The following is a 21478-nucleotide window of genomic DNA, read 5'->3' as shown; positions in this document are numbered from 1 at the left end:
GGGCTGGCACGTCTCCCACTGCCCCTCMGCCGCGGAGATCTTCATCGGCTGGTACGTCGCCTCGATCACGCCGAGGTGGCTGCCGATGCCGAGCGCCAGGAAGATCGAGGGCAGCAGCACGGCGATCGACACCTTCGCCGAGCGGGTGAACACCTCCGCGTGCTTCCCGCGCCGCAGGTACCACGCCGACACGGCCAGCATGAGGACCGACCCCGTGACCAGCGATGCGGTCAGCACGTGGGCGTACCCCCACAGGAAGACGGGGTTGGTCATCACCGCGCCGATGTCCGACAGCTCCGGCCGCCCGGTCTCCTGGTCGACGGTGTACCCGACCGGGTTCTGCATCCAGGAGTTCGCCGCCATGATGAACGCCGCCGAGCCCGCGGCCCCCGCCGCGACCAGCCACACGGTGAGCAGGTGGATCCTCGGCGGCAGGACGTTCCAGCCGAACACCCACAGGCCGATGAACGTCGACTCGAGGAAGAACGCGGCCAGCCCTTCCATCGCCAGGGGGGCTCCGAACACGTCGCCGACGAACCGGGAGTACGCCGACCAGTTCATCCCGAACTGGAACTCCTGGATGAGGCCTGTCACCACGCCGACGGCCACGTTGATCAGCAGCAGCGTGCCGAAGAACTTCGTCAGCCGCTTGTGGTCGGGGTTGCCGGACCGGAACCACATCGTGTGCAGGACCGCCACGAGGAAGCCCAGGCCGATGGTGACCGGCACGAAGAGGAAGTGGTAGATGCTCGTCGAGGCGAACTGCAAGCGGGCCAGGTCGAGGTCGGTCACCGGCCCTCCCCAGGTCGACGGTGCGGCTGCGGTCGACGTCCGAGGAGGGCGTCGACCCGGTTCGAGCGTCCCCCGGCCACGACGACCGAGCATCATCCCGTCGGGATGAAACGAGCTCGGCTCAGGGGACGGCGACGGGCTCGTCTGCCGGGACAGAACGTCGCCACAGCAGGACGAACGTCACGACGACGATGATCCCGATGGTGTTGAGGATCGTGATCGACACCGTGACCAAGGGGTCGGACACGAACGGGAAGATCATCATCAGGAGCATCGGAGCGATGTTCCGGACTGCCGTGGTCACCTCGCTCGCGTGCCGGATGCCCACGTCCTTGACCCGCAGGACGGTGACGAGCAGGTAGCCGCACCCGAGGCCGATGAACGGTCCCGCGATGGCCGCGACGTAGCTCTCCGTGCCCCAGCTCTGCACGAGCAGGTCCCAGTACGCCACGAGCGTGAAGTTCAGGTTGAAGAGCAGGCAGAGGATGGCGACCCGGACCGTCCACCGTCTCAGGGGTGCCGTCAGGTCTGGCCACCAGACCCGGAACGCGCACCCGAGCGCCATCGGGAGCAGCAGGAAGAGCAGCAGCGGCCAGGCCACGTCCCACGCGCTGGTCGTCAGCTGCGCGTCGACCGCCTCGATGGCCAGGGGCAACCCCACCGGGAGGGCGATGACCGTCCCGAGGGTCAGGACCACCAGCAGGGTGGTCGCGATCCCGGCGTCCGCCTTGGCCAGCTTGGCGAGGATCGGGGCGAACGGCATGCCCGCACTCAGTGCCGCGATGCAGAACCCGACCTTGATCTCGCCCGGGACGTTCGAGGCGACCGTCAGCAGGTAGCCGACGAACAGCAGCGGGATGACGACGAAGTTGACCACCAGGACCGCCACGGTGATCTTCCAGTGTGCGACGGCCTGCGCCACCACCTTGCCGACCGGCAGCCGCAGCCCCAGCCCGAACGAGTTGAGGATCACGAAGAGCAGGCCGAACCCGTTGATGAGCACGCTCTGATCCGTCGGTGTCACGACTGTCCACCTCACCGGTCGACTCGATCGGCGGTCGACCTGCCTTGATGCGAGTCTTCGCGGCCACCCTGTCGAGCGCATCATCCCGAGAGGATGACGACGGCGCTTCCCGGCGGTGCTGGACTCGCGTGATGACGACCGTCGATGMCGTTCCGCGCGCCCGGTCCGTCCTCGTCTACGGGGCCGGGCTGGTCCAGGGTCTGGCGCTCGTCTCCTTCCCTGCCGCGAGCTCGATCCTGCTCAGCCCGACCGGCTACGACCTCAGCACCACCCAGTACGGGCTGATGTTCGTGCCGCAGGTCGTCCTGGCCATCACCGGGGCGGCGACGTCCCCGCTGCTGGCCGCGCGGTGGTCGCTCCAGCGCGTCCTGCAGCTCGGGCTCGTGTCGAACCTCGTCGCGATGCTCCTGCTGGTGCTGAGCCAGGCCGTGTCGACGTCGCCGGCCGCCTACCCGATCCTCCTGGGTGCGACGGGTGCGCTCGGCTTCGGCTTCGGCACCACGGTCCCGGCGCTGAACACGTTCGCCGCTCGGCTGAGACCGGCCGACCAGGACCGGTCGATCCTCACGCTCAACGCGCTGCTCGGCACGGGGACCGCGCTGGCGCCGCTGCTGATCGCGCTGTTCCTCGCGCTCGGCGCATGGTGGCTCCTGCCGGTCCTCGCCGCCGCCGGGCTCGTGATGTTCCTGGTCCTCGCCCTGCGGACCGCGCTCGACGCCGGTCCGGCACCGCAGCACACCGCCGGGCAGCGGCAGAAGCTGCCCACCCGGTTCTGGTGGTACGCCGCAGCGGCGGTCCTGTACGGCGTGTGCGAGACGCTCTTCGGCAACTGGTCGAGCGTGTACCTCACCGGCGAGCGTGCCCTGTCCGCGCAGACCGCGTCGTTGGCGCTGGCCGCGTTCTGGGCCTGCGTGACCCTCGGCCGGGTGATCGTCGCCGCGCTCACCACGCGGGTCGCCGCGACGGTCGTGTTCGTCGTGCTGCCGGTGCTCATCGCCGGGTCCAACCTGGCGGTGTCGGGATCGCACGGCGCGCTCGCCGCCGTCCTCGCCTTCGCCGCCGCGGGGTTCGCCTGCTCCGCGATGCTGCCCCTCACCCTGAGCCTCGCCGGGCAGGAGTTTCCCCGGCTCGGTGCGACGTCCTCCGGTGAGCTCATCGCCGCCTACCAGGTGGGCTACGGGTTCGCCGCGTTCGGCGTCGCACCGCTGGAGTCCGCGACGGGCATCGGTCTGGCCGGCGTGTACCTCGTCGGCGCCGGTGTGGCCGTCGGCTTGGCGGTGGTCGCGCGCATCATCACCGCGCGCACGCCCCGGGCAGCCACCTGAGCGCCGCGCTCACCAGTGCGCGGGTGCGGCCAGGCCGTCGGGCAGCCGGGTCGTCCGGTCGCCGCGTGCGGAGGCCACCTGGGGCGGCGTCAGGAAGAGGGCGTCGGTGAGGTCCGCACCGCCCAGGCGCGCACCGCGCAGGTCGGCGCCCAGCAGGTCGGCCCGTCGCACGTCGGCGCCGCGCAGGTCGGCGCCGATGAGCAGGGCGCCCCGCAGGTCGGCCCCGTGCAGGTCGGCGCCGCGCAGCATCGCCCCGGTCAGGTCGGCACCGCGGGACTGCCGACCGTGCAGACCGTCCCGGGCGAGCGCGCTCACGCGCCCGAGCAGCTCGCCGACCCGGGCCTGGGCGTCCGCTCCGTCGCCCGCGTCCCGCAGGTCGGCCACGTCGGCCCGCAGGCGGGCGACCTCGTCGTGCAGCGGTTCCGCGGCGTCGATGGACAGCGCCCCTGTCAGGTAGAAGAGCAGCTCGTGCAGCCCGCGCATCGTGCCGAACACCGCGAACATGTCGGCGGCGATCCCGGGGTCGTCGCGCCACGTGCGGCCGTCGAAGAGCTGCTGGGTGACGAACTGGCCGGCGCCGAAGCACTCGTACACCGTGCAGCCCGTGAACCCGCTGGTCCGCAGGTCCGCGTGGATGCTGCAGCGGAAGTCCTCCAGCAGGTTCCGGCACGGGGTGCCCGCCGGCTTGTCGTAGGCGAAGTCCGACGACCTCTGGAACGAGTGCGCGACGCAGCACAGCCCGGCGCACCGCGTGCAGTCCGAGCGCAGCTCCCGCAGCGGGATCGGGGCGTGGTCGGTCACGAGGTCGACACTAGGACCGGTCGTCACTCCACCGCGTCGATCAGCAGCCGCACCGCTGCCACGTGCTCGCGCAGCGCCTGCCGGCCGACCGGGGTCAGCCCGACCCACGTGGTCCGTCGTCCCGCGTGGACGCCCTTGCGGCTGTGCAGGTAGCCGGCCTCGACCAGCGCCGACACGTGCTTGGACAGCACCGAGTCGCTGACCTCGAGCGCCGTCCGCAACGTCGCGAACTCCGCCTCCGAGACGGCCGACAACGTCGTGACGAGCTGCAGCCGCGTCGGAGCGTGGATCAGCGGGTCCAGCCCGGCCATCAGGCGAGCACCAGCAGTGCCGCGCACCCCAGGCACGTGACCACCGCGAGCGCGGCGAGCGCGCGGGGGGAGGCGCCGTGCGTGTTCGCGGCCGGGTCGTGCCGGTAGGCGCGCCACCACCGGCGGGCGCCGAGCGCGCAGCCGGCTCCCGCAGCCACGGACGCCACGGCGACCAGCCACCAGCGGGCGTCGAAGGCGGCCACGATCCCCACGGCGAGCGCGCCGAGGTAGACGACCGAGGCACCCGCACCGGCCGCGAGCACGACCTGGCTGGCCAGACCGTCCACCCGCACCCCGTTGATCCGGCTGAACCGGTGCAGGATCAGGGCCGCCACGCCCAGGAAGACCGCGACCCCCGCCAGCGCGATGGCGACGCCGGTGACCGTCTGTGCGGCGATCCCGTAGGAGGCGGTGCCGACCTGGACCGCGATCCCGGCGCCGAGGGCAGGGGAGAAACCGGTGGGCAGTCGCAGGCCGGCCGTCAGTCGTCGGCGTGCGTCGTCGGCCGTCGTCAGAGGGTCTCGGTTGCTTTCCATGGTGGAAAGTATGGCTTGAACTTTCCAGACTGGCAAGTATGCGTCTGCCGTCGGCAGATCCGCCGACGGCAGACCAGGGGTCCGCGGGCGGTCGGCGCGTGTGACGGTCGAGGGACCAGCGACCCACGGAGGCACCCATGACCACCGCACCCCCGACAGTGCGCCCCTTCGACGACGACCTGTCCACCCGCCTCCTGCACCAGCGCATCGTCGTGCTGGGCCAGGAGGTCGACGACCCCATCGCCAACCGCGTCTGCGCGCAGCTGCTCCTGCTCTCGGCGGAGGACCCCCGGCGGGACATCGCGCTCTACATCAACTCGCCGGGCGGCTCCGTCAGCGCTGCCCTCGCGATGTACGACACGATGCGGCTCATCCCGAACGACGTCGCGACGCTGGCGATGGGGCTCGCCGCGAGCGCCGCCCAGTTCCTGCTCAGCGCCGGCACCCCCGGCAAGCGGTTCGCGCTGCGGCACTCGCGCGTCCTCATGCACCAGCCGTCCGGCGGCATCGGGGGGACCGCGATCGACATCGCGATCCAGGCGCAGAACATGGCGCACGTGAAGCGGACCATGCAGTCGCTCACGGCCGAGCACACCGGGCAGAGCGTCGAGACGATCGAGCGCGACGCCGACCGGGACGCGTGGTTCACCGCCGAGGAGGCGCTGGCGTACGGGTTCATCGACCGTGTGGTCGAGCACCTCGACGACGTGCGCCCGGACGCGTCGATGCGACGGGCGGGCCTGTGATGGCCGGCCAGTACACGATCCCCGTCGTCATCGAGCAGCGTCCGACGGGCGAGCGTGCGTCCGACGTCTACTCCCGGCTGCTCACCGACCGGATCATCTTCCTGGGCACCGAGATCGACGACGGCGTCGCCAACGTGGTCATCGCGCAGCTGCTGCACCTGCAGTCGGAGAGCCAGGACTCACCGATCCACCTGTACATCAACTCGCCCGGCGGCTCCATCACCGCGCTGCTGGCCGTCTACGACACCATCCAGTACATCAAGCCGACGGTCGCCACGTTCTGCCTCGGGCAGGCGGCGTCCGCGGCGGCGGTGCTGCTCGCGGCGGGGACGCCCGGCAACCGGCACGTGCTGGAGCACGCGCGCGTGCTGCTGCACCAGCCGTCCGGCGGGGGAGAGGGCACCGCGGCCGACCTGGAGATCCAGGCCCGGGAGATCGCCCGGCTGCGCGAGCAGGTGGACGAGATCCTGCACCGGCACACCGGTCAGCCGCTGGCCAAGCTGCGCACCGACACCGAGCGCGACCTCATCCTCACCGCGCAGCAGGCGGTCGACTACGGGCTGGCGGACCGGGTGGTGACGACGCTCAAGGAGCTGCCGGACCTGGCACGCAGCGCAGGGTGAGTGGCGCGGAGCGGCACCCGCCCGACGCGAGACGCGGCTCGTCGACAGGACGAGCGATCGGCTGACCGCTCAGGCGGCGAGGAGGACGGCGGTGCCGGCGTCGCGGGGGGTGAGCGTCGTGACGGTGGCGAGCTCCGGCCCCGCCGCCGGTGCCGTCAGGTCCACCACGACGCGGCCCTCGGCGAGCGCCAGCTGCGCGTGTGCGGTGCCGACCAGGTCGACCAGCCGCAGCCCGAGCGCCCGGCAGACCGCGGCGAGGACCTCCGACGACGCCTCCTTGCGGCCGCGCTCGACCTCGGACAGGTACGCGACGGACACCCGCGCGTCCTCGGCGACGTCGCGCAGGGTCCGCCGCTGACGCTCCCGCTGCTCGCGCAGGATCGACCCCACGAGCCGCCGGAGCAGCGGCTCGGTGCGGTGCTCGAGGTGCGTCAGGTGCGGCGTCATCGCGTCCTCCGGGGTCCTGTGGTGCTCCCCGCCACGCTAGCCCGCGACGCCCGCTCGTCGAGCTCGCGACGCTTCTGCCCTGAGCGGACGGGCCTGAGCACGACCTCACCGTCGACCGAGCCCTGAGTGACGTGTCGGGGCGTCGTCGCAGCACTCAGGGCTCGTTCGCCAGCGGGAGGTCAGCTCGACACGTCCGCCGTCGTGAAGCGGCTCCACGCCAGCGCGCCGAAGATCGCCACCCACGCCGCCTGCAGGGCCAGGCCCTGGCCGAGCACGCCCCAGTCGGGCTCGAGCCGGAGGAACTCCGCGAAGTCGAGCCAGTGGTGGGTCAGCAGTGCGGGTGCGATCGACGCCAGCTGCGGGAGCTGGTCGAGGACGCCGCAGACGATCGCGGTGACGACCGTGGCGGCCATCGCGCCGACGGGCACCTCCGTGAGCGTCGAGAAGAACAGCCCGACCGCCACGAGCCCGGTCATGGACAGCCCGACGTAGACGACGACCGCGGCGATGCGCAGGATGCCGTCGCCGAGCGGGACGGTGGTCCCGGACAGCAGGGTGATGCCGCGCAGACCGAAGAACATCGCCCCGGCGACGATCCCGACGACGGCGATCGCGGTCACGGCGGCGGCCGCGAACGTCAGGGCGCCGACGGCCTTGACCGCGAGCAGCCGGCCCCGCGCGACGGGCACAGTCAGCAGGTAGCGCAGGGTGCCGGCGGCCGCCTCGCCCGCGATGGCGTCACCCGACGCGATCCCGATGGTCAGCGGCAGCAGGAACGGCAGGCACAGGAACAGGGACGCGACGACGAGGAACAGCCCGTTGCTGGTGACCCGCCCGACGAACCCCGGTCCCTGGCCGTCCAGGGCGGTGTCCTGCGAGAGGAACAGCACCGTGCCCAGCAGCAGGGGGACCAGGGCGAGCCCGGTCAGCAGGACCAGGTTGCGGCGCCGGCCGAGGACGAGCCGCAGCTCGGAGCGGACCAGCCGGAGCAACGAGCCCCGGCGGGGGGCGGCGGTCTCAACGAGCGACATCGAAGCCCTCCCCGGTCAGCTCGACGAAGATCTGCTCTAGGTTCGGCCGCCGGACCTCGAGGCCCAGCAGGTCGACGCCCGCGTGCACGAGCGCGGCCGACACCTTCTCGGGCGGCACGGCACCCAGCAGCGCGGACACCGTGACCCCGGCGGTCTGCAGGTCGGTGAGGCCCAGCCCGGTCAGCACCTCCGCCGCGGCGCCGACGTGGTCGGCGGACGTCTGCACGGACAGCCGGGGCAGCCCGCGGGAGGTGAGCTCGGCGCGGTCGCCCTGGAGCAGCAGGTGGCCGCCGCTCATGATCCCGATGTGGCTGCACACCTGCTCGATCTCGGCCAGCAGGTGCGACGAGACCAGCACGGTGGTTCCGTTCTCGGCGAGCTCGCGCACCAGGTTGCGGACCTCGCGCGTGCCCTGCGGGTCGAGCCCGTTGGTCGGCTCGTCGAGCACGAGCAGCTCGCGGGGTCGCAGCAGGGCGGCTGCCAACCCGAGCCGCTGCTTCATGCCGAGCGAGTACTGCCGGTACGGCTTGCCGGCCGCGGCGCCCAGGCCGACCCGGTCGAGCGCCTCGTCGGCCCGCTGCCGGGCGGTGCGCGGGTCGGCCGTCGCGTCGCTGGCGTCCAGCCGCGCGAGGTTGGCCGAGCCGGTCAGGTACGGGTGGAAGGCCGGACCCTCGACGAGCGCGCCGACCCGCGGCAGCACGTCGGCACCCGCGCCGGGCATCTCGCCCCCCAGCAGGAACGCCCGCCCGCTCGTCGGGCGCACCAGCCCGAGCAGCATCCGGATGGTCGTCGTCTTGCCGGAGCCGTTGGGCCCGATGAACCCGTAGACGGCCCCGCGCGGCACCTCCAGGTCGATGCCGGCGACCGCGACCTGTCCGGAGCGGAACCGCTTGGTGAGTCCCTCGGTCGAGATGGCGAGTGGCGCGGCGGAAGCCGCACCCGTAGGTGCGGCTCCCGTCGTCGGGTCCGTCACTGGGCCGCCAGGGCCTGGAGCGTGGCGCCGGGCACCGCACCGACCAGCACGCGGCCGTCGTCGGTGACCAGCACCGACAGCAGGGCGGAGGACAGCAGCCGTCCCTCGGGCACCTCGGTCGTCAGCGTGTCGTACAGCGCGGTGGTGTCCAGGTCACCCATCGGCGAGCCGGAACCCTCCTCCGGGACGAACTCCGAGTACAGGTCCGCGGCACCCTGCGAGCCGAACGTCTTGTCGACGCCGGGCAGGCTGGCCGCGGCCGACGGGTCGCCGGCGACCAGGGCCGCCACGTCGAGCCCGGAGGCCTCCACGACGGCGTCCCAGCCTGTCCCGGTGACGGTCACGCCCTCGGGCAGCTCCTGGTCCGGCGTCATGGTTGCTGCCTCGGCAGGCACGTCCGGCAGCGGCACGACGACCTCGCGGGTCGACGCACCCGCGGGCGCCGAGAACGTCAGGACCGAGTCCGCCGGCGTCGCGAACGACACGTCGGTGAAGCCGATCTCCAGCGCGGGCGTCTCCGCGTCCGACGTGCTCCACACCTGCACGCGCAGCGGGGTCGAGGTCTCGGCGTCCACAGCCACCACGATCCTGGCGACCAGGGTCGTGTCGCTGGTCGGCGTCACCACCAGCTGGTAGGCGGGCCGCCCGGCGACCTCGGTCTGCGCGTCGAGCGTCACGCTCGAGGAGAGCCTCGCCATCCCGACCGCCTGGCGACCGGCCTCCTCGGGCGTCGGCAGGTCGCCCTGCACGGGCAGGTCGCCGGCCTCGGCCTGCGCCGTGAGCTCGTCGTACCGGGCGGCGTCGGCGGCGTCCAGGCTGTAGTGCACGACGGCGTCGTCGGTGCTGGAGTACGTCCACGCCTCCGGACCGTGCTGCACCACCGAGTACTCCGACGTGGGCCCCAGCAGCGCGACGCGCGACCGGTCCCCGCCGTCCGACCAGACGCGCATCGTCGAGCTGCCGCCGAGCAGCGCCACCGGGTTGGCCCCGCCGACGTCGCCGAAGGGCAGCTCCGGGAGCCCGAGGCGCGCGGTGTAGACGACCGTGCCGGACAGCGGCGACGGCTCGGCGCCGGCCACCTGCGCGGCGAGCTCCTCCGGGCTGATGGTCGGCAGGCCGGTGTCGTCGGCGGACGCGAACAGCGGGGGAGCGGCGAACGCCAGACCCACCGCGACGGCGGCGACGACGGGGACTGCCCACCGGGTGCGGGGGCTCAGGGTGCGACGAGGCTCGTTCATGGCTCCACTGTGCGTCATGCCTGCTGAGGGCACCCTGAGAGGACCACGACGTCGGCGCGGGCACAGGATGGGATGCTCAGGACATGCGGGTGCTGGTGGTGGATGACGAGCGCGGGCTCGTGCGCGCCCTGCACCGCGGCCTGACCGCCGAGGGCTTCGCCGTCGACGTCGCGTTCGACGGGGAGCGCGGGCTCGAGCTCGCGTCGCAGGACGGGTACGACGTCATCGTGCTCGACGTGATGCTCCCGCGGCGCAACGGCTACGACGTGGTCACCGAGCTGCGCGCCCGGGACGTGTGGACGCCCGTCCTCATGCTCAGCGCCAAGGACGGGGAGTACGACGTGGCCGACGGGCTGGACGTCGGGGCCGACGACTACCTCACCAAGCCGTTCGCGTTCGTCGTGCTGGTCTCGCGGCTGCGCGCCCTGCTGCGGCGTCAGGGCCAGGTGCGCCCGCCGGTGCTGACCGCGGGGGACCTGGTCCTCGACCCGGCGACCCGGCGCGTGACCCGGTCCGGCGAGACCGTCGCGCTGACCACCCGCGAGCTCGCCCTGCTGGAGTACCTGATGCACCACGCCGACCGCGTCGTCGGCAAGGTCGAGCTTCGCGACCACGTGTGGGACGGCACCGGCGAGGACGTCAACGTGGTCGAGGTCTACGTCGGCTACCTGCGGCGCAAGCTCGGCCGGGAGGTTGTCGAGACCGTCCGCGGCGCCGGGTACCGCGTGGCGGGCTGACGTGTCCTTACGGCTACGGCTGACCCTGCTCGCATCTGGGGCGCTGTGCGTGGCGCTCGTCGTCGGCGCGATCGCCCTCACGACCGTCCTGCGCAGCACCCGCATCGACGCCCTCGACCAGGTGGTCCGCGACCGTGCCGCCACGGTCGCGTCGCTCGCGTCCGACGACCGCCTGCCCGAGACGCTGCCGGTCGCGGAGCCGGGGGAGATCGTGCAGCTGATCGACGCCGACGGTGCCGTGCTCGCCACCTCCCCGAACGCGAGCAGGACGCTGCCCGTGCTGCCGCAGGACGTCCTGGCGGGCCTGAGCGGCGTCTCGACGACGGACGCGAGCGCGTACGACGACGTCGCCCGCGTGGCCGTGCAGGCCACGACCTCGCAGGGTGAGCCGGCCACCGTCGTCGCGACCGTCCCGCTGACCGAGGTCCAGGGCGTGCTCGACGCTCTCCGGGTCGCGCTCGCGGTGGTGGTCCCGCTGCTCACCGTGGCGCTCGGGGCGGTCGTCTGGCTGATCCTCGGGCGGGCGCTGCGGCCGGTGGAGGAGCTGCGGCGCGGTGCGGCCCTCGTCGCGTCGTCGGGCGGTCCGGGATCCCTGCCCGTTCCGGCGCGGGACGACGAGCTCGGTGCGCTGGCCCGCACGCTCAACTCGATGCTCGACCGGCTGGAGGCCGGTGCCGCGCGGCAGCGGGCGTTCGTCGCGGACGCCGCGCACGAGCTGCGCTCGCCCCTGGCCGCGCTGCGCACCAGCATCGAGGTCGCGCGGGCGCACCCGGGGTCCTACCGGCCGGACGAGCTCGCGGCGGAGCTCGAGGGCGAGGTGCTGCGGATGCAGGCGCTGGTGGACGACCTGCTGCTGCTCGCGCGGGTGGGGTCGACGCCCATGGCGCTCGAGGACCTGGACCTCGGCGCGGTCGCGCGCGACGTGGTGCGGCCGACCGAGCCGGTGACGGTCACCGGCGACGGGCGCGCCCGGGGGGACTCCGCGGCGGTCGGGCGCGTGCTGCGCAACCTCGTCGACAACGCCGTGCGGCACGCCGGGTCCCGGGTCGTCGTGGTCGTCGCCGACGGGTCGGTGCAGGTCGACGACGACGGTGCGGGGGTCGACCCGACGGACCGTGAGCGGGTGTTCGAGCGGTTCGTGCGGCTCGACGAGGCACGTCAGCGCGACGAGGGCGGCAGCGGTCTGGGGCTGGCGATCGCCCGTGAGATCGCGCGGGAGCAGGGCGGCGACGTGGTGCTCGGGTCGGCCGACCTGGGCGGGCTGCGGGCCGAGCTGCGGCTGCCGTCGTAGTTTGGTGGCACGAGCCCCGGAGGTGACGACGATGCCCGATCACGACCCGGTGCGCGACGCGGCCCGGTACCGCGTGGAGCGCGACTCGGCGGGTGAGCACGCCGAGAACGAGCCCGCTGCGATGCCGCGCGGCCGGATGGAGAACCGGCACCAGTGGGTCGACGTCGTCATCGACCAGGCGATCGCTCGCGGCGAGTTCGACGACCTGCCGCTGGCCGGCAAGCCGATCCCCGGGATCACGCGGCACGACCCGGACTGGTGGCTCAAGGCGCTGATCGAGCGGGAGCAGATCTCGGGCGTCCTGCCGGAGGCGATCCAGCTGCGCAAGGACGACGCGGTCCTGGCGGAGCGGCTGGACGCGCTGCACACCGAGGACGACGTGCGGGCCGCCGTCGACGAGTTCAACGCGCGGATCGTGTCCGCACGGCGTCAGCTGATGGGCGGTCCGCCGGTGGTCACCCCGCTGCGCGACGTCGACCGCGAGGTGCAGGCGTGGGCGGAGCGACACCGACCGCCGGAGCCGTCACCGGAGCCCGCGCCGACGCGCCGTCGGTGGGGCCGCCGAGCCTGACGTCAGGCTCGGTCCTCCAGTGCCGGGAGGATCGTCGTGGGGATCGCGAACGACAGCGAGACGGCGATGATGCCGCCGGCGAAGACCCACGGGCCCCAGTCGCCGACGTTGAACGCCACCGTGAACAGGGCGAGGCCCAGCAGGAAGAGGATGGCGGGGAACACGACGCTGAGCATGCGACCGGGCGTGCCCGACCCGTCGTCCTCGCGACGCTCGATCACCGGGTAGCTCATGGGTCGTCCTCCAGGGAGTGCTGTGCTGGGGCCCCCGGTGTCGTTCCACCGAGGACCCCAGCGTAGTCAGTGCGCGAGCGCCGGTGCCGCGTCGTCGACCGATGCGCCGTGCGCGGACGGAGCGGCCTTGACGAAGAACGCCGCGGGGATCGCGGCGAGCGAGATCACCGCACCCACCAGGAACGCGGCGTGGATGCCGCCCGCGGTCGCGTCGACCACTCCGGAGCCCGCGGCGGCGAGCGTGGCGCTCTGCGCCGTGAGCACCGTGACGAACAGCGCCGTGCCGGCCGCACCGGCCACCTGCTGCACGGTGCCGACCATCGCGCTGCCGTGCGAGTACAGGTGCATCGGCAGCGAGCCCAGCGCCGAGGTGAACAGCGGCGTGAACATCAGCGCGAGTCCCGCGCTGAGCGTGACGTGGCACGCGAGCATGAGCCACGGTGAGCTGTTCGCACCCAGCAGCGTGAAGCCCCACGCGCTGGCGCTCACGATGATCGCGCCGGGCACCAGCAGCGGCCGCGGACCGAACCGGTCGTAGGCGCGTCCGACGCTCGGCGCCAGCAGACCCATGATCAGCCCGCCGGGCAGCAGCAGAAGCCCGGTCTGCAGCGCCTCGAGCCCGAGCACCGTCTGCGCGTACAGCGGCACCAGGATCAGCGTCCCGAACAGCGACATCATGCTGATCGCCATCACGCCCACCGAGATGGTGAACGTGGACGACGAGAACGTGCGCAGGTCCAGGAGCGCGTCGTCGACCTTCTGCAGCTGCAGCTGGCGCAGCACGAAGACCACCAGAGCGACCGCGCCGGCGCCGAGCGACACCCAGGTCGCCGTGGTGATGCCGGTCGTCGCGACGGCGCCGAGGCCGCTCAGGCCGTACACGATCCCGCCGAACGCGACGGCGGACAGGATCACCGAGCCGATGTCGACGCGGGCGGTCCGGGTCTCGGTGAGGTTCGGCAGACGGACCGCGCCGAGCGCCAGCGCACCGAGCGCGATCGGCAGCACCAGCGCGAACAGCCAGCGCCAGTCGAGCACGCTCAGCACCAGACCCGAGATGGTCGGGCCGATCGCCGGGGCGACCGAGATGACGATGGAGATGTTGCCCATCGTGCGGCCGCGGCTCTCCGGCGGGGTCACGGTCATGACGGTGGTCATGAGCAGCGGGAGCATGATCGCCGTGCCGCACGCCTGGACCACGCGGCCGACGATGAGCGCGTCGAACCCGGGCGCCAGCGCGCAGATCGCGGTACCCAGGCTGAACAGGGTCATCGCCGCCAGGAACACGGAGCGCGTGGTGAACCGCTGGATCACGAAGCCGGTCACGGGGATGACGATCGCCATCGTCAGCATGAACGCCGTGGTGACCCACTGGGCGGTGCTCGCCGGGATGTCCAGGTCGCTCATCAGCCGGGGGAGGGCGACGCCCATGATCGTCTCGTTGAGGATGACGACGAACGTCGAGATCAGCAGCAGCCGGACGGCCAGACGGTCGCGCACGCCGGTCCCCGCATCGGCGGGTGGATGGTTGGTGGTCAGGGTGTCGTCGGTCACGGGGGTACCTCGGGTGTGGGAGGGGAAAGTGTGTGGCGCTGCCGGTGGGGATCGGCGCGGCGGTGTGCACAGTCTGTGCGGTGCGGCCCGGAGGGGTCGACGCTTTTCGCTGTCAGGAGACGGTCGTCACAGGACCATCGGCCAGAAGGGTCGGACCTCGACGCGGCCGAACCGGGCCATCGGGTGCGCCGCCGCCCGTTCGAGGGCCTCGTCGAGGTCCGCACACTCGAGCACGTCGAACCCGGCGATGGACTCCTGCGTCTCCGCAAACGGCCCGTCGGTGACCAGCAGCTGTCCCGAGCGGACCCGCACCGTGCGGGCGTCCTCGGCCGGTCGCAGCCGGTCCCCGATGACGCTGAGCCTGCGACGGTCGTTCTCGCCCACCCAGTCGGCGATGGTGTCGTCCTCGGGGCGGTACGTCTCGGCGGTCGGGTCGTCGCAGATCAGGAGCAGGAACCGCATGAGTCCTCCAGGTGGGTGGTCGAGCCTTCATCTGATGGACGATCCTGCGGGCGGCGGATCGACACGATCGGGCGAGCAGTTTTCTAGCGGAGCGGCCGTGCCCGTGGCATGCGGGGTCCGAACCGGGGTGCCCGGCCGGTCTGGGTGATCTCGATGAGCCGGATCACGCGTTGCCGATGGCCCGCCCAGGGCTCCAGCAGGCGCAGCATCCCCGCGTCGTCGGTGCGGCTCCCCGTCAGCGCCCAGCCGACCAGGTGCGCCAGGTGGTAGTCGCCGACGGAGACCGCGTCGGCGTCGCCCAGCGCGCGCGACGTGACCTCCGCGACCGTCCACGGACCGATGCCCCGCACGGTCAGCAGACGGCGGCGTGCTTCCTCGATCGGCAGGTCCGCGCCCTCCTGCAGCCGGTGCGCCACGACGGCAGCGCGCAGGACCGTGCCGGCCCGAGCCTCCTCGACGCCGGCCAGGCGCCAGTCCCACACCGGGACCTCGCGCCAGGCCGCGGCGGTCGGCGGCACCCGCATCGTGCGCGGCGCCGGACCGGGCGCGGGGGTGCCGTGCTGGAGCACGAGCCGTCGCCACGCCGCCTTGGCGTCCAGCCCGACCACCTTCTGCTCGAGGACCGCCGGGACGAGTGCCTCGAACACGTTGCCGGACCGTGGGATCCGCAGCGTCGTCCGGCTGCGGTAGGCGTCGCGGACGACCGGGTGCAGCGACGCGTCGAACCCGCTCGGGTCGTCGCGCGCACCCAGCAGGTCGGGGACGCCGGCCAGCGCACGCTCCGCCCCGGGACCCCACGCGGTGGCGTGGACCCCGTCGCTCCGCACGACCAGGCGCCGGGTGGCCGGACCGTCCGGCGTCGACGTCGCCTGCCAGACCGACCCGTCCGGGGCGAACCACCACGCCGGGTCGCCACCGCCGCGCCGCAGCGGACCGAGGGTGAGCCGGACGTCGACGCGATCGCGCGGACGGTAGACGGACGCCAGACCCGCCTGCTCGTCGGTCGGCACGGTGGTCACGCCTCCACTATGCGCCGGACCGCCGACACACTGGGCCCATGACCATCCGCACGGGGATCTCCGGCTGGCGCTACGCACCGTGGCGCTCCGTGTTCTACCCCGCCGGGCTGCCGCAGCGCCGCGAGCTCGAGTTCGCCTCGCGGCAGCTCACCTCGATCGAGATCAACGGCTCGTTCTACGCGCTCCAGAAGCCGGAGAGCTACGTCGCGTGGGTGGCCGAGACGCCCGACGACTTCGTGTTCTCGATCAAGGGTCCGCGCTTCGTGACGCACCTGAAGAAGCTGGCCGACGTGCGGGTGCCCGTCGCCAACTTCTTCGCCAGCGGCGTGCTCGCGCTGGGGCCGAAGCTGGGACCGGTGCTGTGGCAGCTGCCCCCGAACCTCGGCTTCCACCCCGACCGGCTCGCCGCGTTCTTCGACCTCCTGCCGCGCACCACGGCCGCCGCCGCCCGGCTGGCCACCGAGCACGACGAGCGCCTCGACGACCGGGCGTGGACCACCACCGACGTCGACCGCCCCCTGCGGCACGTGCTGGAGGTCCGGCACGCGAGCTTCGAGGACCCCGCCTTCGTGGAGCTGCTGCGGGCCCACGGGATCGGGCTGGTCGTCGCCGACGCCGCCGGACGGTGGCCGGTGATCGAGGACGTGACGAGCGATCTGGTGTACGTGCGGCTGCACGGGGAGACCGAGCTCTACGCCAGCGGCTACGACGACGACGCGCTCGACCGCTGGGCGACGAAGATCCGCGCCTGGGCGTCGGGCGGCGAGCCGGAGGGTGCGCGCACGCTGACCGGTCCGGCCGGGCCGGCGCCCGAGCGCGACGTCTTCGTCTACTTCGACAACGACCTGAAGGTCCGCGCCCCGTACGACTCGATGGCCCTGGCGGCTCGGCTCGGACTCACGCCCGGCCAGTAGTCAGCGGCCCTTGAGGCGCTGGATCAGGCGGCGGTCGCGCTTGGTCGGGCGGCCCGCGCCCCGGTCGCGCTCACCGGGGACCACGTGCTCCTTCGGGAGCGGTGCGGGGGAGCGGTCCAGGTAGCAGGCGACCGCGACCGGGGCGCCGACGCGCTTGATGACGGTGCGCTGCACGACGACGATCCGCTCGCGCTCACCGCCGCGGACGTGCACCTCGTCGCCGGGCACCACCGTCGTCGCGGGCTTGGCGCGGTCGCCGTTCACGCGGACGTGCCCCGCGCGGCACGCTGCCGCGGCGGCGGACCGGGTCGGGAACAGCCGCACCGCCCACGTCCACGCGTCCACGCGCGCCCGCGTCACCTCAGCCACCGCACGAGCCTCTCACGGGCCTCCGGGTGCGCCGCCGACCTGCTGGGACGTGGTCCCCGGCCGCATCGAACCGCTTCCGCGACGAAACGATTAGCGCCGCTGACCGCCGGGCGGATGCACAGCACGCTGCACCCTGGCGGGCACGTGCCCGCCCCGCCCCGGCATCGTGGCCGTGGGCGGACGCGGACGGAGGACCCATGACGACCACGCTCGTGCGCCGACTGGCCGGCGCTCTCGCCGCCCTGGCGCTGCTCGTGACCGGCGCTGTGGCTGGTKGGGTGGCCCTCGCCGGCCCGACCGCCGCGGCAGACCCGGTACGGATCATGACGCTCGGCGACTCGATCACCGGGTCGCCCGGCTGTTGGCGGGCGCTGCTGTGGCAGAAGCTGCAGCAGACCGGCTACACGAACATCGACATGGTCGGCACCCTCCCCGCGCAGGGCTGCGGGATCACGTACGACGGCGACAACGAGGGCCACGGCGGGTACCTGGTGACCAACGTCGCGGCGCAGAACCAGCTGGTCGGCTGGCTGTCGGCGACGCACCCGGACATCGTCGTCATGCACTTCGCCACCAACGACGTGTGGAGCAACAAGAGCCCGCAGGAGATCCTCGCGGCGTGGACGACGCTCGTGCAGCAGATGCGGGCGAGCAAGCCGACGATGAAGATCCTCGTCGCGCAGATCATCCCGGTGGCACCGTCGAGCTGCAGCGACTGCCCGCAGCGCACCGTCAACCTGAACGCGGCGATCCCGGCGTGGGCGGCCGGACTGAGCACGTCGGCGTCCCCGATCACGGTCGTCGACCAGTGGAYCGGCTGGAACGCCGCCACGGACACCTCCGACGGCGTGCACCCGAACGAGACCGGCATCGTGAAGCTGGCCGACCGGTGGTACCCGGCGCTGACCGCCGCGCTGAACGGCACCACCCCGACGGCCACGCCCACCCCGACGGCCACGCCCACCCCGACGCCGACGGTCACGCCGACCCCGACCCCGACCCCGACCCCGACCCCGACCCCGACGGTCACCCCGACACCCACCGTCTCGCCGTCGCCGAGCCCGACCTTCACGATGCCCCCGGCGGACGGCTGCACGGCCACGTACACGGTCGCGAGCCAGTGGCCGGGCGGCTTCGTCGCCAACGTCCGGGTCACCGCACGGGCGGTCGCGCTCACGGGCTGGAAGGTCGCCGTCACGCTGCCGAACGGCGCCGTGGCCAACGCGTGGAGCTCGCAGCCGACCACCTCGGGCACCACGACGACGTTCGCGGCGGCGCCGTGGAACGGGAACATCCCGTCCGGTGGCTACATCGAGTTCGGCTTCCAGGGCACGGGCAGCCCGACCACGTCGTCGGTCACCTGCGCGCGCGCCTGACACGCGAGCTCGGCGGGGTGTCGTGACGGTGCATCGCCACGACACCTCGTCGGCCGCCGAGCCCAGCGGCCCTGACAGCCAGAAGACTTCGTCGCACCCTCCGCGACGAAGTCTTCTGGTTGTCCGGCGACGGTGCTGCGTCAGGCGCGCAGCTCCAGGTAGCGGGTGATCAGCGCGCGCGTCGACGGGTCCTGGGCCGCCAGGGCCGCCGCGTCGCCCTGGACCGCCGGGGCGATCTCGAGCGCGAGCTTCTTGCCCAGCTCGACACCCCACTGGTCGAACGAGTCGATGCCCCACACGACGCCCTGGACGAACGTGATGTGCTCGTACAGCGCGATGAGCTGCCCGAGCACGCCCGGCGTGAGCGACGCGGCCAGGATCGAGGTGGTCGGCCGGTTCCCGGAGAAGACCCGTGCAGGCACGATGTCCTCCGCCGTGCCCTCGGCGCGCACCTCGTCGGCGGTCTTGCCGAAGGCCAGTGCCTTGGTCTGCGCGAAGAAGTTGGCCAGGAACAGCCCGTGCACGTCGACTCCGTCGTCCGCGAGGGGGTGCGCCGGGTTGGCGACCGCGATGAAGTCCGCCGGGATGAGCCGCGTGCCCTGGTGGATGAGCTGGTAGAACGCGTGCTGGCCGTTGGTACCGGGCTCGCCCCAGAACACCTCACCGGTCAGCGTGGTGACGGGGCTGCCGTCCCAGCGGACCGACTTGCCGTTGGACTCCATGGTCAGCTGCTGCAGGTACGCCGCGAACCGGTGCAGGTACTGGGCGTAGGGGAGCACCGCGTGCGTGTGCGCGCCGAGGAAGTTGACGTACCAGACGTTCAGCAGGCCCATGAGGACGGGCACGTTCTGCGCGAACGGGGTCGTCGCGACGTGCTCGTCGACCGCGTGGAACCCGGCGAGGAACTCCCGGAACGCGTCGGGGCCGACGGCGATGGCCAGCGAGGTGCCGATCGTGGAGTCCACGGAGTAGCGGCCGCCCACCCAGTCCCAGAAGCCGAACGCGTTGGTCGGGTCGATGCCGAACGCCGCGACCTTGTCCAGGGCGGTGGACACCGCGACGAAGTGCCTGGCGACGGCGGCGTTGCGCGACTCGTCGTCGTCGGCCGTGCCCAGCTGCTCCCAGAGCCACGTCCGGGCCAGGCGCGCGTTGGTGAGTGTCTCCAGGGTGCCGAACGTCTTGGACGCGACGATGAACAGCGTGGTCGTCGGGTCGAGGCCCTTGACCGTCTCCGCGAGGTCGCTGGGGTCGATGTTGGAGACGAACCGCACCTCGAGGCCGTCCTGCACGTACGGCTTGAGGGCCTCGTACGCCATCACGGGCCCGAGGTCGGAGCCGCCGATGCCGATGTTGACGACGGTGGCGACGCGCGCGCCGGTCACGCCCGTCCACTCGCCCGAGCGCACCTTGTCCGCGAACGCGAACATCTTGGTCAGCTCGGCCTGCACGTCGGTGTCGATGTCCTGCCCGTCGACGACGAGCGGCGGCTGCGCGCCCGCCGGCCGGCGCAGGGCGGTGTGCAGGACCGCGCGGTCCTCGGTGACGTTGATGTGGTCGCCGCGCAGCTGCGCCTGCAGACGGTCGGTGAGGCCGACCTCGTCGGCGAGCCGGACGAGCAGCGCGAGCGTCTCGTCGGTGACCAGGTTCTTGGACAGGTCGACCGTGAGGTCCGCCAGCGGGAGGGTCAGGCGCGTGGCGCGCTCGGGGTCGTCGGCGAACCAGCCGCGCAGGTCGGGCGTGAGCGTCGACTCGTGGACGCTGAGCTCCTGCCAGGCAGCGGTGGACGTGGCATCGATCGGCGAGAGGGGCATGGGACCACCGTATTGCTCGGGCGTGGCCCGTCGCACGGGCGTCCGCGTCCTACCGTGGTCCTCATGTCACGCGTCCCCACCGCCGTCATCGCCGCGCTCACCCTGGTGGTGGGCTTCGCCGTCGCCGACCTCACCGGCGTGCGCGCCCTGGGCGGGGTCGTGCTGGTCGCCGGGGTGGTGTGGTGCGCGGTGCGGGCCCGGTCGGCGGGCTGGTGGCGCGTCGCGGCGGTCGTGCTGGTCGGGGCCGTGTGCTTCGCGTTCTCGCACCCGCTCGGCGGCGTGATCGGGGCCTGGCCGGCCGTCGCCGTCGCGGCCCTCGCGCTCGGCGCCGCGACGTTCGCCCTGGTGGACGCGCCGCAACCCGCCCGCGTCGCGTGACGGCGCTGCTGGTCTGCTGCGGCCTGGCGACGCTCGACGTCGTGCAGGTGGTCGACCGGCTGCCCGCCGCCGACGAGAAGATCGTCGCCCACAGCCTGGACGTCACGTTCGGTGGCCCGGCGGCGAACGCGGCGGCGACCGCGGCCGCGCTCGGGGTCCGCACGGTGCTCGTGACGGCGCTCGGGGCGGGACCGGTCGCGGACCTGGTGCGCGCCGGGCTCGCCGCGGCCGGGGTCGAGGTCGTGGACCTGCTCGACGGGCCGGGGACCCCGGCCGTGTCGACGGTGCTGGTGACCCGCGGGACGGGGGAGCGGGCCGTGGTCTCGGTCAACGCCGTCGGCGTGCGTGACCTGAGCGAGGCTGCGCGCCGCCTCGACGTGCTCGACGGTGCGACGGCCCTCCTCGCCGACGGCCACCACCTCGGGGCCGCCCAGGTGCTGGCCGCGTCCGCGCGGGGCATCCCCGTGCTCCTCGACGGCGGCAGCTGGAAGCCCGGGCTGGACGGCCTGCTCGCGCACGTCGACCACGCGGTGCTCTCCGCGGACTTCCGGCTCCCGGACGGCGGCGGCGACCTGCTCGACCGCGTGGCCGACCTCGGGCCGCGGTTCGTCGCGCAGTCGGCGGGAGCGGGTCCGGTCCGGATCCGGACGGTCGACGCCGACGGTCGCCGGACGTCGTCGGTCCTGGACCCRCCGGCGGTCGCGGCCGCGGACGTCGTCGACACACTCGGCGCGGGCGACGTGCTGCACGGTGCGACCGCCGCCTCGCTGGCGACCGGCCACGACGTGCTGACGGCACTGGCCGACGGGGTGGCCCGGGCGAGCGAGTCCGTGCGTCATCCGGGTGCGCTGGGCTGGGTGCCCTGACGGACGACGTGGCACTCGACCGATCGGACGAGCCGCGTGCGAGCTGGCGT

At 73.0% G+C, this 21478-nt stretch carries 25 protein-coding genes; 10 read left to right on the top strand and 15 right to left on the bottom strand.

Going from position 1 to position 21478, the window contains the following annotated elements; genetic code table 11:
* Positions 1–792: cytochrome ubiquinol oxidase subunit I (locus ACXJKF_RS20550; protein ID WP_456789584.1), on the bottom strand; the 792-nt coding region annotated here is incomplete at its 3' end.
* A 121-nt stretch (positions 793–913) separates the two neighbouring features.
* The gene (locus ACXJKF_RS20545; protein ID WP_456789583.1) at positions 914–1816 is read right to left on the bottom strand and encodes a bile acid:sodium symporter; all 903 of its coding nucleotides are present in this window, start codon (positions 1814–1816) and stop codon (positions 914–916) included.
* Positions 1817–1947: 131 nt separating this feature from the next.
* Here ACXJKF_RS20545 and ACXJKF_RS20540 point away from each other — a divergent pair, with 131 nt between their 5' ends.
* Positions 1948–3141 (top strand): MFS transporter, encoded by a 1194-nt coding sequence (locus ACXJKF_RS20540; RefSeq protein ID WP_456789582.1) that lies wholly within the window; start codon positions 1948–1950, stop codon positions 3139–3141.
* A 9-nt stretch (positions 3142–3150) separates the two neighbouring features.
* On the opposite strand, the gene ACXJKF_RS20535 is transcribed toward ACXJKF_RS20540, so the two are convergent.
* Genes ACXJKF_RS20535 through ACXJKF_RS20525 form a run of 3 tightly spaced genes read right to left on the bottom strand, consistent with a single transcriptional unit; the run spans position 3151 to position 4789 of the window.
* Positions 3151–3942 carry a pentapeptide repeat-containing protein gene (locus ACXJKF_RS20535; protein WP_456789581.1) on the bottom strand — a complete coding sequence of 264 codons (792 nt, stop codon included), beginning with the start codon at positions 3940–3942 and terminating at the stop codon, positions 3151–3153.
* A 23-nt stretch (positions 3943–3965) separates the two neighbouring features.
* Positions 3966–4253, bottom strand: coding sequence for a transcriptional regulator (locus tag ACXJKF_RS20530; protein ID WP_456789580.1), 288 nt, complete (start codon positions 4251–4253; stop codon positions 3966–3968).
* Entirely contained in the window at positions 4253–4789 is a 537-nt protein-coding gene (locus ACXJKF_RS20525) for a hypothetical protein (protein ID WP_456789579.1), read from the bottom strand. Before ACXJKF_RS20525 ends, ACXJKF_RS20530 begins: the two co-directional genes overlap by 1 nt.
* 137 nt (positions 4790–4926) lie before the next feature.
* On the opposite strand from ACXJKF_RS20525, the gene ACXJKF_RS20520 reads away from it, so the two are divergent.
* Both ACXJKF_RS20520 and ACXJKF_RS20515 read left to right on the top strand, forming a co-directional pair.
* Positions 4927–5535, top strand: coding sequence for a ClpP family protease (locus tag ACXJKF_RS20520; protein WP_456789578.1), 609 nt, complete (start codon positions 4927–4929; stop codon positions 5533–5535).
* The gene (locus ACXJKF_RS20515; RefSeq protein ID WP_456789577.1) at positions 5535–6158 is read left to right on the top strand and encodes a ClpP family protease; all 624 of its coding nucleotides are present in this window, start codon (positions 5535–5537) and stop codon (positions 6156–6158) included. The genes ACXJKF_RS20520 and ACXJKF_RS20515 overlap by 1 nt, the downstream gene beginning before the upstream one ends.
* A gap of 69 nt (positions 6159–6227) precedes the next feature.
* Here ACXJKF_RS20515 and ACXJKF_RS20510 read toward each other — a convergent pair whose 3' ends face one another.
* From ACXJKF_RS20510 to ACXJKF_RS20495, 4 genes are all read right to left on the bottom strand, one after another.
* Positions 6228–6605: a helix-turn-helix domain-containing protein gene (locus ACXJKF_RS20510; protein WP_456789576.1), complete on the bottom strand. Its 378-nt coding sequence runs from the start codon at positions 6603–6605 to the stop codon at positions 6228–6230.
* 179 nt (positions 6606–6784) lie between these two features.
* Entirely contained in the window at positions 6785–7636 is an 852-nt protein-coding gene (locus ACXJKF_RS20505) for an ABC transporter permease (protein ID WP_456789575.1), read from the bottom strand.
* Positions 7623–8609, bottom strand: a complete 987-nt coding sequence (locus tag ACXJKF_RS20500) for an ABC transporter ATP-binding protein (protein ID WP_456789574.1) — start codon at positions 8607–8609, stop codon at positions 7623–7625. Before ACXJKF_RS20500 ends, ACXJKF_RS20505 begins: the two co-directional genes overlap by 14 nt.
* Positions 8606–9847 (bottom strand): LolA family protein, encoded by a 1242-nt coding sequence (locus ACXJKF_RS20495; RefSeq protein WP_456789573.1) that lies wholly within the window; start codon positions 9845–9847, stop codon positions 8606–8608. The genes ACXJKF_RS20500 and ACXJKF_RS20495 overlap by 4 nt, the downstream gene beginning before the upstream one ends.
* Before the next feature lie 83 nt (positions 9848–9930).
* Between ACXJKF_RS20495 and ACXJKF_RS20490 the strand changes: the two genes are divergently transcribed.
* The 3 genes from ACXJKF_RS20490 to ACXJKF_RS20480 are packed head-to-tail and all read left to right on the top strand — an operon-like array spanning position 9931 to position 12446.
* Complete coding sequence (locus ACXJKF_RS20490; protein ID WP_456789572.1) at positions 9931–10584, top strand: response regulator transcription factor; 654 nt, start codon at positions 9931–9933, stop codon at positions 10582–10584.
* Between the two features lie 49 nt (positions 10585–10633).
* Positions 10634–11875 carry an ATP-binding protein gene (locus tag ACXJKF_RS20485; protein WP_456789571.1) on the top strand — a complete coding sequence of 414 codons (1242 nt, stop codon included), beginning with the start codon at positions 10634–10636 and terminating at the stop codon, positions 11873–11875.
* Positions 11876–11906: 31 nt separating this feature from the next.
* Complete coding sequence (locus ACXJKF_RS20480) at positions 11907–12446, top strand: DnaJ family domain-containing protein (protein ID WP_456789570.1); 540 nt, start codon at positions 11907–11909, stop codon at positions 12444–12446.
* 2 nt (positions 12447–12448) lie between these two features.
* Here the strand turns inward: ACXJKF_RS20480 and ACXJKF_RS20475 are convergent, their stop codons facing one another.
* The 4 genes from ACXJKF_RS20475 to ACXJKF_RS20460 all read right to left on the bottom strand — a co-directional run bounded on the left by ACXJKF_RS20475 (position 12449) and on the right by ACXJKF_RS20460 (position 15714).
* Positions 12449–12679, bottom strand: a complete 231-nt coding sequence (locus tag ACXJKF_RS20475) for a hypothetical protein (protein WP_456789569.1) — start codon at positions 12677–12679, stop codon at positions 12449–12451.
* 66 nt (positions 12680–12745) lie between these two features.
* Complete coding sequence (locus ACXJKF_RS20470; RefSeq protein ID WP_456789568.1) at positions 12746–14233, bottom strand: MDR family MFS transporter; 1488 nt, start codon at positions 14231–14233, stop codon at positions 12746–12748.
* Positions 14234–14359: 126 nt separating this feature from the next.
* A complete protein-coding gene (locus ACXJKF_RS20465) occupies positions 14360–14695 on the bottom strand; it encodes a YciI family protein (RefSeq protein ID WP_456789567.1) in 336 nt (111 codons plus the stop codon).
* A gap of 83 nt (positions 14696–14778) precedes the next feature.
* Positions 14779–15714, bottom strand: a complete 936-nt coding sequence (locus tag ACXJKF_RS20460) for a DNA-3-methyladenine glycosylase family protein (RefSeq protein ID WP_456789566.1) — start codon at positions 15712–15714, stop codon at positions 14779–14781.
* A gap of 38 nt (positions 15715–15752) precedes the next feature.
* Between ACXJKF_RS20460 and ACXJKF_RS20455 the strand changes: the two genes are divergently transcribed.
* Positions 15753–16628, top strand: coding sequence for a DUF72 domain-containing protein (locus tag ACXJKF_RS20455; RefSeq protein WP_456789565.1), 876 nt, complete (start codon positions 15753–15755; stop codon positions 16626–16628).
* On the opposite strand, the gene ACXJKF_RS20450 is transcribed toward ACXJKF_RS20455, so the two are convergent.
* Complete coding sequence (locus tag ACXJKF_RS20450; protein WP_456789564.1) at positions 16629–16997, bottom strand: RNA-binding S4 domain-containing protein; 369 nt, start codon at positions 16995–16997, stop codon at positions 16629–16631.
* A 197-nt stretch (positions 16998–17194) separates the two neighbouring features.
* On the opposite strand from ACXJKF_RS20450, the gene ACXJKF_RS20445 reads away from it, so the two are divergent.
* On the top strand, positions 17195–18373 hold the full coding sequence (locus ACXJKF_RS20445) for a cellulose binding domain-containing protein (protein WP_456789563.1): 1179 nt from the start codon (positions 17195–17197) through the stop codon (positions 18371–18373).
* A 140-nt stretch (positions 18374–18513) separates the two neighbouring features.
* Here the strand turns inward: ACXJKF_RS20445 and pgi are convergent, their stop codons facing one another.
* A complete protein-coding gene (pgi, locus tag ACXJKF_RS20440) occupies positions 18514–20184 on the bottom strand; it encodes a glucose-6-phosphate isomerase (protein WP_456789562.1) in 1671 nt (556 codons plus the stop codon).
* Positions 20185–20247: 63 nt separating this feature from the next.
* On the opposite strand from pgi, the gene ACXJKF_RS20435 reads away from it, so the two are divergent.
* Complete coding sequence (locus tag ACXJKF_RS20435) at positions 20248–20562, top strand: hypothetical protein (protein WP_456789561.1); 315 nt, start codon at positions 20248–20250, stop codon at positions 20560–20562.
* Entirely contained in the window at positions 20559–21428 is an 870-nt protein-coding gene (locus tag ACXJKF_RS20430) for a PfkB family carbohydrate kinase (protein WP_456789560.1), read from the top strand. Before ACXJKF_RS20435 ends, ACXJKF_RS20430 begins: the two co-directional genes overlap by 4 nt.
* Positions 21429–21478 lie beyond the last annotated feature (50 nt).

The organism is Cellulomonas sp. P5_C5 (assembly GCF_054049655.1).
Note: the sequence above shows the minus strand (reverse complement) of the source record. Positions and strands in the feature narration are given on the sequence as shown.

What these genes read in the sequence shown, in the direction of transcription:
- ACXJKF_RS20530 (WP_456789580.1), bottom strand. Translation starts at nt 4,253, where the DNA reads ATGGCCGGGCTGGACCCGCTGATCCACGCTCCGACGCGGCTGCAGCTC.
- ACXJKF_RS20525 (WP_456789579.1), bottom strand. Translation starts at nt 4,789, where the DNA reads ATGGAAAGCAACCGAGACCCTCTGACGACGGCCGACGACGCACGCCGA.
- ACXJKF_RS20520 (WP_456789578.1), top strand. Translation starts at nt 4,927, where the DNA reads ATGACCACCGCACCCCCGACAGTGCGCCCCTTCGACGACGACCTGTCC.
- ACXJKF_RS20515 (WP_456789577.1), top strand. Translation starts at nt 5,535, where the DNA reads ATGGCCGGCCAGTACACGATCCCCGTCGTCATCGAGCAGCGTCCGACG.
- ACXJKF_RS20510 (WP_456789576.1), bottom strand. Translation starts at nt 6,605, where the DNA reads ATGACGCCGCACCTGACGCACCTCGAGCACCGCACCGAGCCGCTGCTC.
- ACXJKF_RS20505 (WP_456789575.1), bottom strand. Translation starts at nt 7,636, where the DNA reads ATGTCGCTCGTTGAGACCGCCGCCCCCCGCCGGGGCTCGTTGCTCCGG.
- ACXJKF_RS20495 (WP_456789573.1), bottom strand. Translation starts at nt 9,847, where the DNA reads ATGAACGAGCCTCGTCGCACCCTGAGCCCCCGCACCCGGTGGGCAGTC.
- ACXJKF_RS20490 (WP_456789572.1), top strand. Translation starts at nt 9,931, where the DNA reads ATGCGGGTGCTGGTGGTGGATGACGAGCGCGGGCTCGTGCGCGCCCTG.
- ACXJKF_RS20480 (WP_456789570.1), top strand. Translation starts at nt 11,907, where the DNA reads ATGCCCGATCACGACCCGGTGCGCGACGCGGCCCGGTACCGCGTGGAG.
- ACXJKF_RS20475 (WP_456789569.1), bottom strand. Translation starts at nt 12,679, where the DNA reads ATGAGCTACCCGGTGATCGAGCGTCGCGAGGACGACGGGTCGGGCACG.
- ACXJKF_RS20465 (WP_456789567.1), bottom strand. Translation starts at nt 14,695, where the DNA reads ATGCGGTTCCTGCTCCTGATCTGCGACGACCCGACCGCCGAGACGTAC.
- ACXJKF_RS20455 (WP_456789565.1), top strand. Translation starts at nt 15,753, where the DNA reads ATGACCATCCGCACGGGGATCTCCGGCTGGCGCTACGCACCGTGGCGC.
- pgi (WP_456789562.1), bottom strand. Translation starts at nt 20,184, where the DNA reads ATGCCCCTCTCGCCGATCGATGCCACGTCCACCGCTGCCTGGCAGGAG.
- ACXJKF_RS20435 (WP_456789561.1), top strand. Translation starts at nt 20,248, where the DNA reads ATGTCACGCGTCCCCACCGCCGTCATCGCCGCGCTCACCCTGGTGGTG.